A 13,359-nucleotide genomic window follows, 5' to 3' on the forward strand; every position below is an offset into this window, starting at 1 on the left:
TATCCGTGTTCGTCAGGCAAGAGGGTGTGTCCCGCACCCTGAGAAGTTCACCACCCCTCGAAAGGCTTCTGGTCCGATGCGTTCGACGCTCACTCGCGGTGCCGCCACCGCCCTCCTGCCCACCCTCGGCATGCTGGTCCTGGCCGGCTGTGGTGGAGGCGACTCGAACAGCGGCTCGAGCACCCCGTCCCCGAGCGCCCCGGCCGGTACGCCGACGTCGACCCTCCCGACCAATACCCCGACCCCAGGCTCGCCGAACACCAGCTCCCCGTCGAACACCGCGGACCCGTCCGGCGAGCAGGCCGACGTGACCATCGACGTCACCGTTGCCAACGGCAAGGTCAACCCGAGCGGCGCGACGATCAAGGTGAAGGCCGGCCAGACCGTCCTGGTCAAGGTGATCAGCGACGCCGACGACGAGCTGCACATCCACGGGTACGACAAGGAGCTCGAGCTGAGCCCGGGCAAGCCCGCCTCGGTCAAGTTCACCGCGAACATGAAGGGCACCTTCGAGGTCGAGACGCACAAGAGCGGCAAGCTGGTCGCCAAGCTCGTCGTTTCGTGATGATCCCACTTCATGGGATCGGGGGTCGGCAGGATCTGCCGATTCCGTTCGGGTTGGCGGTGGGCGGCGCCGCGGTTGCGGTAGCGCTGTCCTTCGTCGTCCTCGGGCTGGCGTGGCGGAGTCCGAAGTACCGCGGGAACGCGTCCGGGAAGCCGTTGCCTGCCGCAATCACCCGGACGGTCGACGCGGGCTGGTTCCGGTGGATCGTTCGCGTGGTCGGGCTGGCGACCTTCCTGTACGCGATGGTGTCGCTGATGTTCGGCGTGGACCGGCTGACGAACCCGATCTTCGGGTTCATCTACATCCTGGTCTGGGTCGGGCTGGTGCCGATCTCGATCGCGCTCGGCCCGGTCTGGCGGACGCTGAACCCGCTGCGCACCATCCACCTCCTGCTCTCGAAGCTGCTTCGCCAACCGCCGTCGAAGGGCCTGCTCGAGCTGCCGGCGTGGGTGGGCCTATGGCCGGCCGCGCTCGGCATCTTCGCGTTCACCTGGCTCGAGCTGGTCGCGCCGGACCGCGCGACGATCCCGGTGCTGCAGGCCTGGATCGCGCTGTACGTCGTGATCACGATGTTCGGGGCGATCCTGTTCGGCGACCGGTGGTTCTCGCAGGGCGACCCGTTCGAGGTCTACGCGACGCTGATGTCCCGCCTGTCCCCGTGGGGCCGGCGTACCGACGGGGCCCTCGTCGTACGACGTCCGCTGGAGAACCTCGACGGCCTGAAGCCGCAGCCGGGCCTCGTCGGCATGGTCGCGGCCCTGCTCGGCTCGACGGCGTACGACGGGTTCTCGAACTCGTCGACCTGGATCGGCTGGGCGCAGAACCAGGACATCTCGATGACGTGGCTCGGCACGGCCGCACTGATCGTCTTCATCCTGGTCGTGCTGGGCACGTTCTCCGGCGCCACCGTCCTCGCGGGCCGGCTGTCCGACAGCTCGCGGACCTCATTGCCGGGCCTGTTCGCCCACTCCGTCGTACCGATCGCCTTCGGGTACGTCGTCGCGCACTACCTGACGCTGTTCATCCTGGAAGGGCAGCGGACGCTGATCTACCTGAGCGACCCGCTCAGCAACGGCGCGAACATCTTCGGCACCGGTCTCCTCGCGGTGAACACCGGCATCACCAACCACAGCACGGCGATCGCGGTCATCCAGGTGCTCGCCGTGGTCTGCGGCCACCTCCTCGGCGTCATCTCGGCCCATGACCGCGCGGTCGCGCTGTTCCCGCGCGCGAAGGCGCTGGCAGGACAGATCCCATTGCTCGTCGTCATGGTCGGTTACACGTGCGGCGGCCTGCTCCTGCTGTTCTCGTCCTGATGTACACGCCTGCCGACCGCTCGGCCCTGCGCGATGCTTTGGTCGCGCAGGCCCGAGCGGATGCACGAGTTGGCGGCGCCGCCCTCACTGGATCAGCAGCGGTTGGCGGCGAGGACGTGTGGTCGGACATCGATCTGGCCCTAGGCCTCGCGCCTGACGCCGATCAGGCGGCCGTGCTCGCTGACTGGACGGCGACGATGTATGCCTCGCATGGCGCCATCCATCACACGGACATGTGGGCAGGACCAACCATCTACCGCGTCTTCCTCCTGCCCTCCACCCTCCAGGTGGACATCGCGTTCGCCCCGGCCGACGCGTTCGGCGCCCTTGGTCCCACCTTCCGGTTGCTCTTCGGCGAAGCAGTCGAGCAGCCCTCGCGCGGTGCGCCCGATCCCGTCGACCTGATCGGCATGGGCTGGCTCTACGCGTTGCACGCGCGGTCGAGTATCGCGCGGGGCAGGGCGTGGCAGGCGGAGTACATGATCAGCGGCGTGCGGGATCACGTGCTGATGTTGATGTGCTTGCGCCACGGCGTACCGCATGCGCAGGGTCGCGGGCTGCATTTGTTGCCTGGGGCTACCACCTGGGCGGTTGAGCCGACGCTGGTGCGGTCGCTCGACGCCGCCGAGTTGAAGCGGGCGTTCCGTGCGAGTGTCGACGTACTGCTGGCCGAGATGGGTGAGGTCGACGGCGAGCTGGCGGTCAGGCTGACTCGGACGTTGCGGGAGCTGACGGCTTATGCAGGCTGCGGCTGGTGATTGCGAGCAGGATGAACGCAATCATGCCGACGATCAGGTGCGAGTTGCCCGGGATCGACTGCCAGAAGGACCAGCTCAGCTCACGGTCGTCGCGATACGGGACCCACCAGATCGAGCGCAGTACGAACAGGCCGTAGAACAGTACGCCGGTGATCACGGCCGGGTTGAGACCCCAGACGCGGTTGACGCCACGGATCAGGCTGACGCCGAGCGGGATGATCCAGACCCAGTGGTGGCTCCACGAGATCGGCGACGCGTACAGCACCGCCAGCGCCATCACCGAGATCGCGGTGACACGCTCGTCGGCCAGCCAATAGCGCCGCGCCAGCCACAGCACGAGCAGCCCGAACACCACCGAGACGACGAACCAGGTCGGCTGCACCCAGCTCGCGTCGTTGCCGATCCGGTGCAGGAATCCGTTGAACGACTGGTTGCCGGTGTATGCGATCCCGCCGACGCGGTTGGCGTCCAGGATCACGTCGGTCCAGTACCGCCACGACTGGTGCGGCACGATCGCGAACCCGATCGCCATCGTCGCCAGCAGGCCCAGTACGGCGTTGCGCAGCGCCCGCCACTGCTTCGTCACGATCAGCAGCGCGAGGAACGGCAGCGGGGTCAGCTTGACGCCGATCGTCACACCGAGCCAGAAGCCCCGCAGCCGCGCGTTGTTCGGCCGGACCAGGTCCAGCAGGATCATTGCGGTCAGCAACAGGTTGATCTGGCCGAACTGGATCGTCTGCCAGACCGGCTCGAGCAGCAGCGACAGCGCGGTCAGCGCGATCAGCACCGCCGTCCGCTTCCGCTGGGTGAAGAACGACCAGAACGTCTTGGTCAGGCTGGCCCGCCACAGCGCGGCGATGCAGAGCACCGAGATCGTCGTCCACGCCACCAGCGCGACACCCCACGGTACGGCGGCCAGCGGGACCATCGCGATCGCGGCGAACGGCGGGTACGTGAACGGGAGGTTCGAGCCGCCGGGGAGTTTCGCGTCGTACAGCGAGTCGCCGTGCAGGAGGACCGAGCCACCCATCCGGTAGACACGCAGGTCGATCATGCCGCCGTACAGGTGCGCGATCCAGGCGCCGACGGCGACCAGTGCGGCGCAGGCGAGAACGCCGATGACGATGCTGCGGCGGCCGGCCGGACGAGTCGGGGAGGAGGGAGGGGTGGTCACGGTCACGTCAGGTCGGCTCCGAACAGGGTTTCCAGCGCTCGCCGGGTCTCGTCGTACTCGGTGTGAAGAATCGCGGTCATGCCGACCGCGCGGGCGCCGTCGACGTTGAGTTGCAGGTCGTCGATGAAGACGCACTCCGACGGTTCCAGGTTCAGCCGGCGGGCGGCGAGCAGGAAGATCTCCGGCTCGGGCTTGCGCAGGCCGACCTCGCCGGAGATGACGATGTCGTCGAACATCCCGTCCCAGGTGTCGCGTGGGTAGGTGTTGCCCCAGGAGTTCGACAGCAGGGCGGTCTTGATCCCGCGCTGGTTGGCGCGACGGACCAGTCCGGACATCGCCGGCTGGTGCTCGAAGTGCGCGAACATCCGCTCGATCAGGCCCTCGGCCGGCACCGGCGTACCGTCGCGGCGGACGAGCATCGAGGCGAGCTTCCGCTCGAAGTCGGGTACGGCGATCTGGCCGCGTTCGAGCGCGTGCACCGGGTTGAGCTCGGCCTCCGCGGCCGCGTCCTCGGGCGACGGCGCAGGCAGCCACTTCAGCACTGCTTCGAGGTAGGAGTCGAAGTCGAAATCGTCGACCTCGGCCCAGCGCCGCAGCGCCGGTTCCAGCCCGGAGGTGAGTACGCCGCCCCAGTCCACCAACAGACCACGCGGCACCACCTGCACCTCAACCATGCCCGCAAGCCTACTCAGACCGGGGCCGTCATCACGCTTCCGGCCCCGGCCCTCACTCCCCGTGGTCAGTGGTTGTACTCGATGGTGACGTCACCGGAGGAGGTCTTGGCCTGGATGGTGCGGGTGGCGTTCGGGTCGATCTTCACGTTGGCGGATTCGTCGCCGGACGAGGTCTTGGTGTCGACCTTGTACGACTCGTCGCCGGACGGGATCTGGATCGACAGGTCGCCCGAACTCGTCTTCGCGTCGACCGACTGCGGCGCCACGGTGAAGTCCAGGGTCGCGCTGCCGGAGCTGCTGCGCGTGATCACGGACGTCGCGGTCAGGCCGTCCGCCTCGAGATCTCCCGAGCTGGACTCCATCCGCAACGGCCCGCCGACATCGTGCACCTCGATGTCACCGGAGCTGGACTTCACCTCTGCCCCGCCGGTGAACCCGGAAACCGTCACGTCCCCGCTGCTGCTCTCGACCGTCAGCTTCAGGTCCCGCGGCACGGTCAGCACGTAGCTGGTCTTGCACCCGAACGACAGGAACCCGCACCCGCCGCTGTTCAGCTCGAGCTTGCCGCCGCCCTCGTCGTACTTCTCCTTGGGATCGGAGCCGAACACGTTCCGCTCGGACTGCCGCTCGACCTTCAGCTCGGTGCCGTCCCCCGGCCGTACTTCGAGCGTCGCGGCGCCGCTCTTGACCAGCAGCGAGTCGCCGCCGACCGTGTAGGACTCCTGGCCGCTCTTGGTGCCCTCGGTCAGCCCGGTGAGCGCCCAGTACGCGCCGCCGAGGATGAGGGCGACGGAGATGGCAATCCCGTACCGACGGTTCGTGCTCATCGAGCTCGACGGCCGGCCCTGGACATCGGACATGACACTCCCTGCGGGTCGAAGTACTGCCAACCCTGGCACATCGTCGGCAGGCTGTCGGCGGGGTTATCCCCTGGTTCCCCACCGATCCGACCCTGACTTCCGTCGTGTTTGCTCAGGCCGGCACGAGCTCGTTGACGACAGTGGCGGCCAGTTGCTGGAAGGACTTGCGGAGCTTGCTGGACTTGGCGGCCTCCGCGAGGCTGCGGCCGTGGGACATGGCGGCGTCGACCGCGTTCAGGTCGTACGGGAGGAGGGCGGCGGGCTCGATTCCCGCATACTGACCCAGGGCCTCCGCGGCGGCGTCTCCGGGTGAGCCGCCTAGTGCTCCGGAGCGGAGACGGTTCACGACGACGCGGACGTTCGTCGACGGCACGACGGCGCGGACCTCGTGGACGGCCCGGATCAAGCGCGTGAGGCCGACGGGATCCGCAGTACCGACGATCATCACCTCGTCGGCCTGCTCCAGCGTCGCGACGGTCGCGCCGTTGCGCCGCGGGGCGAGCGAGTCGAACGAGATCTCCTCGTCCGTCTCGATGCAGAAGCCGACGTCCACCACCGTGACCGGGGCGAGCTCCCGGGCCGTTGACCAGATCGCCTCGATCGCCGCGGGACGGAGCTCCGTCCAGCGGTCGGCGCGGCTGAGGCCGGTAAGCACGAGCATGTGCGGCGCGACCTGCCGGGCGTGCTTCGCGAGCGTGATCATGTCGAGCGAACCGTTCGACGCCGAGCGTGCCGCGGCGGCCAGGCCGGAGGTCTCGTCGAGCATCCCGAGCATCTGCGCCACGGTCCCGCCGTACACATCGGCGTCGGCGAGCAGGGTCGGCACCCGCTTCGCGGCGAGCTCGGAGGCGAGGTTGACCGCGACCGTCGTCCGGCCCGGCGCCCCGGTCGGGCCCCAGACGGCGATCAGCCGGCCGGCGCCTTGGGAGTACGGCGGGGGTTCGTAGTTGGCGGCTGTTTCCGGGGTGATCGGCACGAATCCGCCCGCGAAGTGAGCCGTCGAGATCTCCGGGCCGGACTCGACGGCCTCGGTCACCGCGCGCCCGAGGTCGGTCGGGCTCACGTCGGCGGGCAGGATCCGCTCGATGCCCATCCGACTGAGCCGGTCTTCCGGGCCGAAGGGTGCGCCGTTCTCGGTCGGGTCGACCAGGGCGAGGACGGCGATGCCGCGCGCGTGCAACGCCGCGACCGCGTCGGACGAGAGCCTCGCCAGGGCGTCGGCGAGCAGCACGGCGCGGGCCTGACCGCTCGCCGCGGCGGCCATCACGTCGGCGATGTCGACACAGCGCCGTACGACCTTGATCCCTGGCGCGCGCTCGGTCCGCTGGACGACGTCGGCCTCCCAGGGCGCGCCGGTGACGGCGAGCAGGACCGGGATCGACATCAGCCGGCCTTCCGGACCAGGGTCGGCTCGCCTGCGCCGATCGCGGTCAGCGCGGCGGGGATGCGGGGCAGGTCGGCTGTGGTGAGCCCGATCAGGACCTGCCGTCGCGCAGTGCTGCCCGAGACGCCCTTGACCGAGTCGATCTGCAAGACGCGGACGCTGCTCCACAGCGGTCTGGCCGGCTGGCCTTCCTCCTTCGGCACCACCCAGACGTCGACGATGTCGCCGACCGCGGTGTCGGACGGCAGGCGGCCGGTCGCCACCGAGAGCGGGAGCTCGGTGCGGTCCTGGTCGGACTTGGCGACCGCCGCGTCCTTCGGCAGGAACTCGCCCTCGTCGATGGCGCGGCCGACGACCAGGCCCTTCACGTTCGCGTCGGCGGCGAGGTATCGCTCGGCGTCGTTGCTGCTGGTGAAGCGGACCCGGACCGTGGTCAGGTCGTCGTCGGTCAGCGGGACGCCGACCTTGAGGTCGTGCTTGGCGGCCCAGATCGTGGTGGTGTCGTCGGCGGACGACAGCAGCTTGGCGCCGGCCAGCGCGGTGACGGCGACGAGCAGCACGCCGAGGACCAGGCGGCCGTCCTTCCACCGGGCCTTGCGGTTGCGCTGGGCCGGGGCGGACGGCGCCCCGAATCCACTTCGCACGGCTGTCTCGACCACGTCGTCTCCCCAGTCAATCGATCGTTCTCGGGCGACATTCTGCCTGGTTCGCGCTCGCGGCGTGAACGGTCATTCACAGGCAGTCACAGGCTGGGGACAAACCCGGTCATCCATCCGCCAACCGTGGCAAACTGAAACAACCAGCCACTATGTGAAGGAGTCCGACGGATGCCGGGTCCCCGCTTCCTCCAGCTCGCCGACGTCGCCGAGGTGCTCAACATCTCCGCCAACCAGGTCTACGCGCTGGTCCGCCGCGGCGACATCCCCGCGGTGAAGATCGGCGGCCGGGGCCAGTGGCGGGTCGAGGCAACCGAGCTGGAGAAGTACATCGAGCGGCTCTACACCGAAACCAAGGACTTCATCAACACCCACCCCTTCGGCGAAGAAGCCGAAACCCCAGAGGACGCCCAGCTCTAGCTCCCAGATCTGCCCCGACGAGCTGGCGTCGAGACAGACAAGCCACATCACATCCGCCCCGGGCTGGAGGCGGGGGTCATCGGCGGCGGAGGGCGGCTGCTGCCGGGGCGGCGGGGTTAGCGGCGGCGCGCGGCCGCGGGTTAGCGGCGGCGGAGGGCTCGGAGGGATTGGGTGGGGACGAGGCGGACGTTGTAGACCTCGGAGCGGCGGCGGGGGGCGTCGAGGGGGTGCTCGGCGAGCTCGAGGAAGTCGGCGCCTACGCGGTCGATGGTGCCGGTGACGGGGCCCCCGCCGCTGCAGAACAGGGTGACCGGTGAGCGGTCACGCGCGATTCCCCGGAGCAGGTGGGCGAGCCCAAGCTTGCCTTCGACAGCGCCGGCCGGTTCGGCCCACGGTCCCAGCCGGTGTACGGCGACCAGCGCGGTGACCGGGATCAGCCACTCCTCGTAGCGCTCGGTCTCGAGCAGCAGACAGTCCTTCCCGACCCGGCTCAGCATGCCGCGAACGGGCTCGGCGTCGTTCAGTTCGACGCGTACGACGGTGTTCACCGCGCCGCGGAGCCGGTCGAGGACGGTGATCTTCCCGACCTCGGTGCGGATCCGATCGGCTACTTCGCCGTACAGATCTGACTCCTGGAGCGCCTCGAACTGCGACTCCAGGTCCGCGAACAACGCATCCCACCGCATGACCGCGAACCTACCGGTCCCGGGGTGCCGGCTGACGGTCGGTGGTCACGCTCCGCACGGGAAAACGACGCTGTGTGCGTTAAGGACTTGCAAAGTGCGCCTAGAACCGGTCTATAGTGGTCAAGCCAAAGCAAACTAACGCAAACTCATAGGTCGGGAGCGAAGCGGGATGAACGCGATGATCCGAGGGCTGAAGGGCACTCTCGCGGTGCTCGCGCTGGTCGGTCTCGGCCTGCTGCTGCGGTGGATGACCGCCGGGTCGATCGACGGCGCGCGGACGTACGACCTGGACTCGCTGACCGTGCTCGCGGTCGGGACGGTCGCGTGGATCGCGTACGCGTGGCTGGTGCTGGCGGTCCTCAGCACGGCGCTGGAGCAGATCCCCGGCGTCGTCGGGGAGCTCGCCGGGGTCGTCGCCGGCCGGATCACGACAAAGACAGCACGAGCCCTACTCCGCTCCGGCCTCGGCGTCGCCGCCGTCACCCCCCTCACCGTCGGCGCAGCCCAAGCCACCCCCACCCACAGCACCCAAGTCCTCCACGTGAACCAACCCGCCCCCGCCATCCACCTAAACGACTCCAACTGGCGCCCCACCGAACCCACCTCAAGGGCGCAGCTCGCCGGAGCCAACACCCACCGAACAACCGCCGCCCAGCCACCCACCACCAGGACCCAGCAGCACGACGCCACCACCAACCCCCGGCACGAGTCCGCCAACACCTGGCGCTCCACGGAGCCCGCATCCCGTGTGCAACTCGGCGCCGCCGACGCCCACTGGTCAGCCGCGGCCCAACCACCCACCACCAAGACCCAACGGGACTCCGCCACCGAGGTCGACCAGGACGCCGCCACCACCAACTCGCAGCAGCAGTCCGCCAACACCTGGCGCTCCACCGAGCCCGCATCCCGGGTGCAGATCGGCAGCGCCGACGCCCACCGGACCACCGCAGCACAGCCGCCCACCACCACGACTCAGCACGCCACCGCCAACTCCCAGCAAGACGACGCGATCACCAAGTCCCAGCGGGAGTCCGCTGGCGGCTGGCGGGCCGTGGAGCCCGCCTCGGAGCTGCAACTCGGCGGCGCCGACGTACACCGGACAGCCAGCGTCCAGCCGCCCACCACCAAGTCCGAGCAGGACAACACCATCACCGGGTCCCAGCAGGAGCCCGCGACCACCAGGTCCCAGCAGGAGTCCACGACCACGAAGTCCCAGCGGGAGTCCGCCGGCGGCTGGCGGGCCATGGAGCCCGCCTCGGAGCTGCAACTCGGCGGCGCCGACGTGCACCAGACAGCCGCAGCACAGCCACCCACCACCAAGTCCCAGTACGACAACACCACCGACTCCCGGCAGCAGTCCACCAACAACTGGCGCTCCACCGAGCCCGCGTCCCGGGTGCAGATCGGCGGCGCCGACGCGCACCGGACAACTGCAGAACAGCCACCCACCGGCAAGTCCGAGCAGGGCGACGCCAGCACCAAGTCCCAGGAGGACTCCGCGACCACCAACTCTCGGCAGGAGTCCGGCAGCGCTAAGTCGCAGCGGGAGTCTGCTGGTGGTTGGCGGGCTGTGGAGCCGGGGTCGGAGTTGCAGGTTGGTGGGTTGGAGGCGGGCGCTAAGAGCCCGACCGCGGCTGGTCGGCCGGCGGCTGAGCGGCCGGCGGCTGAGCGGCCGGCGGCTGACCGAGCGGCGGCTGAGCGAGCGGCGGCTGGGCGGGTGCGGGTGGGGGTGCCGGATCGGCCTACTGATGGGGCTCCTACTCGGTATACCGAGGTTCGGGCCGGGGGCGCGGTGCGGGTTGTGGTGCGGGACGGGGACTCGTTGTGGGGTCTGGCTGCTCGGGAGCTGGGGGCGGGGGCCTCGGATGAGGCGATCGCCGCGCGGTGGCCTGAGTGGTACGCCGTGAACCGGCATGTGATCGGGGATGACCCCGACCTGATTCTTCCCGGGCAGGTACTCCGTGTGCCGCCCGTGTCTACCGGCCACCTCCCGCCCACCCATCAGGAGCCGTGACATGAGCCAGTCCCAGAACCTCGCCACCACGAACGCGACCTCAGCACCGGAACCGATGGAGGCTCTCATGGCCGTCACCAACCCGACGTCCGCGGCGAACGAACCCACCGCGACCCCGGATGTGCTTGCGTCTGTTGCCCGTCCGCGGCTGCGGTCGGTGCGCGGTGAGCACACCGTCCCGGCGACGGCTCGGTACGCGGCTGAGCTGACGGATGGCGCGCTGGCGCTGCGGTTGCAAGCGATCACCCGGCTCGGCGTCGGCTCCGCGCCGCGGCGGTCGTCGAGCATCACGGCGCTCACCACTCACCAGCCGCAGGCCCGCAAGCTCACCGTCGTGCCGGCCGCCGACAAGCAGGCGGCCGGGCAACCTGACGGAGCCCAGCCGCCGCACGCCACCAAGCCCGCCCACACCAGCACGACCCCCGAAGAGCAGACGAACGAGGTCGCGCGTGTGCTGGAGGGGCGGACCAACGAGGACGCACCCCGGGTCCCCCAGGCCCAGTCCAACGAGGTTGCACCGCGGGTCGCCGACGCGCGGACCAACGAGGTTGCACAGCAGGTGCCCGAGGCGCAGACCAACGAGGACGCACGGCGGGTCCCCGAGGCGGAGACCAGCGCGGGCGTGCCCCGGGTGACCGGGGCGCAGGCCGGTGAGCATGCGCCTCGGGTGCCGGGGGCTCGAGTTTGGGGTGGGCGGTTGGCTCAGGCGGTTTCTGAGGTGTTGGCGGGGGATCGGCCGATTTCGCAGTTGGTTCGGTTTACCGATGATGAGGTGTTTATGGAGTTGAATCGGCGGGTTCGGTTGTTGGGGTTGACCACGACTGCGACGACCCGCGGGGCTAAAGAGAAGAGCAGTGTGCAGTCGGTGCGGGTGTTCATGCCTGAGCCGTTGGTGGCCGAAGTGGCTGCGCATGTACGGCGGGGTGACCGCTCGCGGGCGATTGCGTTGCGGATGGAGATCCGGCGCAACCGCTGGGTCTGCACCGCGCTCGAGATCGGCTGAGGGTCGAACTCTTCAGGCGCAGGAAGCGTCATATCGAGCGCAATCGGATCGTGCGGTTGCTGTCATCTGAATGGGCTCGCGGCGGCGTACGGTAACCGAGGTCGGCCGCGGGGCCGGCCAACTCGTTCGGGGGAATGATGTCCGAGACCACCATCGCCACCTCACTGCGCGCGCCGGAGTCAACTGGGGCGACGCCGGGTACGCCGTGGCGGGTCGAGGTGCACGAGCTGAGTGACGCGGAGCGGGCCCGGGTTCTGCCCGCGGTGCATCATCGCCGGTGGAGCGAGCGGATGCCGCTGCTTTACCCGTTGGCGGTGCGGTACCACCGTGTGCTCAAGCGGCTCGAGTGGATCAGGTCCAGCACGCCGTACGCCGAGATCCGGCAGGCCGGCGATCTTCCGGTGCGGGTGAAGCGGCACAAGTCGCTGCTGCTGCGCCAGCTCGGTGAGACCGAGATGTGGATGCAGCACAACAAGGTGACCAACCTGAAGCTTGCCTGCGCGCAGGTCGACGGACTGCTGATCCGCCCGGGTGAGACGTTCTCCTTCAACAAGCTGGTCGGCAACGCGACCCGTCGCAAGGGTTATGTGAAGGGCATGCGGCTGTCCAACGGGCAGGCCCGGCCGGGTATCGGCGGCGGCATCTGCCAGCTCGCCAACCTGCTGCACTGGATGGTGCTGCACTCGCCGCTGACCGTGACGCAGCGGTCCACGCACAGCTTCGACCCGTTCCCGGACAACGGCCGGGTGCTGCCGTGGGGCGTGGGCTGCAGCATCGTCTACAACTACGTGGACCTGCAGTTCCGCAACGACACCGACCAGACCTTCCAGCTGCACGTCGACGTCGGCGACCGCTACCTCGAGGGCGAGATCCTGGCCGACGTCGCCGGTCCGGAGTCGTACCGCGTGTTCGCGAAGGAGGAGCGGTTCCTCCGCGTCGGCGCGGACTACTTCCGCCGCAACGAGATCTGGCGGACGGTCATCGACCGACGCACCGGCACACCGCTCCGCGACGAGCTGATCCGCGAGAACGTTGCCCTGGTCAAGTACCTCCCGGTCGACGTACCGGTGCTCGACGTCGTGGTGCCACGCTGAACAAGAAACTGTCGGCGGCCCGTAGCAGACTGGCGGTATGACAGTCACGGTCGAGCCGTACCGGGAGCGTCCTGCACGCGTTCCGGACGCCGATCTGTGGACGCGCACGGCCGAGGGCGGGGAGTACCGGATCCTGCCCGACGGCTGCATGGACATCCTGCTGGTCGACGGTGACCTGATGGTCGCCGGGCCGGACAGTCATGCCTGGACGGGCAGCGCCGCACGCGGGACGCAGTACGCCGGGATCCGGTTCGCGCCCGGTGCCGCGCCCGGCTTCCTCGGCGTACCGGCTCGCGAGTTGCTCAACGAGCGGGTCCCGCTGGCCGACCTGTGGTCACCGACCCGCAGCAGACAACTACTGGACCGGATCAGATCGTCACCCGACCCGGCCGTCGCGTTGGACGTAGAGGTCGCCAACCTGGTCGATGAGCCGCCGGACCGTTTGATCAGTTACGTACTGCGCAATGTCCGCGGCGGACTGCTCCGCGGCAGCGCCGGCGTCTCCAAGTTGGCAGGGACAATCGGCCTGAGCGAGCGGCAGCTGCACCGACGCTGCTTGGACGCATTCGGGTACGGGCCGAAGATGCTCGACCGAGTGCTCTGGATGAACGTCGCCCTCGACCATGCCCGCACCGGTCTGGCCCTCGCCGACGTCGCCACCCTCACCGGGTACGCCGATCAGGCCCACTTCACCCGCGACGTCAAAGCGCTGACCGGTCTACCACCTAAGACGCTGCTGGGCTGAGCCACCGCTG

Annotated in this window: 14 protein-coding genes; 8 read left to right on the plus strand and 6 right to left on the minus strand. The window is 69.2% G+C overall.

Features of this window, described 5'->3' with window-relative positions; genetic code table 11:
* Positions 1-76 precede the first annotated feature (76 nt).
* From ACFWUU_RS08075 to ACFWUU_RS08085, 3 genes are read left to right on the plus strand one after another with little or no spacing between them, the layout of a single operon-like run.
* A complete protein-coding gene (locus tag ACFWUU_RS08075; RefSeq protein WP_137253030.1) occupies positions 77-565 on the plus strand; it encodes a cupredoxin domain-containing protein in 489 nt (162 codons plus the stop codon).
* Positions 565-1,881, plus strand: coding sequence for a hypothetical protein (locus ACFWUU_RS08080; protein WP_137253029.1), 1,317 nt, complete (start codon positions 565-567; stop codon positions 1,879-1,881). The genes ACFWUU_RS08075 and ACFWUU_RS08080 overlap by 1 nt, the downstream gene beginning before the upstream one ends.
* Positions 1,881-2,639 (plus strand): nucleotidyltransferase domain-containing protein, encoded by a 759-nt coding sequence (locus tag ACFWUU_RS08085; protein WP_380173718.1) that lies wholly within the window; start codon positions 1,881-1,883, stop codon positions 2,637-2,639. Before ACFWUU_RS08080 ends, ACFWUU_RS08085 begins: the two co-directional genes overlap by 1 nt.
* Here the strand turns inward: ACFWUU_RS08085 and ACFWUU_RS08090 are convergent.
* The 5 genes from ACFWUU_RS08090 to ACFWUU_RS08110 all read right to left on the minus strand — a co-directional run bounded on the left by ACFWUU_RS08090 (position 2,584) and on the right by ACFWUU_RS08110 (position 7,390).
* Positions 2,584-3,819, minus strand: coding sequence for a glycosyltransferase 87 family protein (locus ACFWUU_RS08090; protein WP_380173720.1), 1,236 nt, complete (start codon positions 3,817-3,819; stop codon positions 2,584-2,586). The genes ACFWUU_RS08085 and ACFWUU_RS08090 overlap by 56 nt on opposite strands.
* Positions 3,816-4,487 (minus strand): HAD family hydrolase, encoded by a 672-nt coding sequence (locus tag ACFWUU_RS08095; RefSeq protein ID WP_380173722.1) that lies wholly within the window; start codon positions 4,485-4,487, stop codon positions 3,816-3,818. The genes ACFWUU_RS08090 and ACFWUU_RS08095 overlap by 4 nt, the downstream gene beginning before the upstream one ends.
* Positions 4,488-4,552: 65 nt before the next feature.
* A complete protein-coding gene (locus tag ACFWUU_RS08100; RefSeq protein WP_380173724.1) occupies positions 4,553-5,347 on the minus strand; it encodes a DUF4097 domain-containing protein in 795 nt (264 codons plus the stop codon).
* Between the two features lie 112 nt (positions 5,348-5,459).
* Positions 5,460-6,731 (minus strand): CpaE family protein, encoded by a 1,272-nt coding sequence (locus tag ACFWUU_RS08105; protein WP_380173726.1) that lies wholly within the window; start codon positions 6,729-6,731, stop codon positions 5,460-5,462.
* Positions 6,731-7,390 carry a hypothetical protein gene (locus tag ACFWUU_RS08110; protein ID WP_380173728.1) on the minus strand — a complete coding sequence of 220 codons (660 nt, stop codon included), beginning with the start codon at positions 7,388-7,390 and terminating at the stop codon, positions 6,731-6,733. Before ACFWUU_RS08110 ends, ACFWUU_RS08105 begins: the two co-directional genes overlap by 1 nt.
* A 168-nt stretch (positions 7,391-7,558) precedes the next feature.
* On the opposite strand from ACFWUU_RS08110, the gene ACFWUU_RS08115 reads away from it, so the two are divergent.
* Positions 7,559-7,807 carry a helix-turn-helix domain-containing protein gene (locus ACFWUU_RS08115; protein ID WP_137253023.1) on the plus strand — a complete coding sequence of 83 codons (249 nt, stop codon included), beginning with the start codon at positions 7,559-7,561 and terminating at the stop codon, positions 7,805-7,807.
* Positions 7,808-7,947: 140 nt separating this feature from the next.
* Here the strand turns inward: ACFWUU_RS08115 and ACFWUU_RS08120 are convergent, their stop codons facing one another.
* On the minus strand, positions 7,948-8,493 hold the full coding sequence (locus tag ACFWUU_RS08120; RefSeq protein ID WP_380173730.1) for a hypothetical protein: 546 nt from the start codon (positions 8,491-8,493) through the stop codon (positions 7,948-7,950).
* Positions 8,494-8,662: 169 nt separating this feature from the next.
* Here ACFWUU_RS08120 and ACFWUU_RS08125 point away from each other — a divergent pair, with 169 nt between their 5' ends.
* From ACFWUU_RS08125 to ACFWUU_RS08140, 4 genes are all read left to right on the plus strand, one after another.
* Entirely contained in the window at positions 8,663-10,507 is a 1,845-nt protein-coding gene (locus tag ACFWUU_RS08125) for a LysM peptidoglycan-binding domain-containing protein (protein WP_380173732.1), read from the plus strand.
* A 1-nt stretch (position 10,508) separates the two neighbouring features.
* Positions 10,509-11,510, plus strand: a complete 1,002-nt coding sequence (locus tag ACFWUU_RS08130) for an Rv3235 family protein (protein ID WP_380173734.1) — start codon at positions 10,509-10,511, stop codon at positions 11,508-11,510.
* A 137-nt stretch (positions 11,511-11,647) separates the two neighbouring features.
* Complete coding sequence (locus ACFWUU_RS08135) at positions 11,648-12,604, plus strand: VanW family protein (RefSeq protein WP_380173736.1); 957 nt, start codon at positions 11,648-11,650, stop codon at positions 12,602-12,604.
* 37 nt (positions 12,605-12,641) lie between these two features.
* The gene (locus ACFWUU_RS08140) at positions 12,642-13,349 is read left to right on the plus strand and encodes a helix-turn-helix domain-containing protein (protein WP_233714549.1); all 708 of its coding nucleotides are present in this window, start codon (positions 12,642-12,644) and stop codon (positions 13,347-13,349) included.
* Positions 13,350-13,359: the final 10 nt, after the last annotated feature.

This window comes from Kribbella sp. NPDC058693 (genome assembly GCF_042715335.1).
Lineage (GTDB): Bacteria > Actinomycetota > Actinomycetes > Propionibacteriales > Kribbellaceae > Kribbella > Kribbella jiaozuonensis.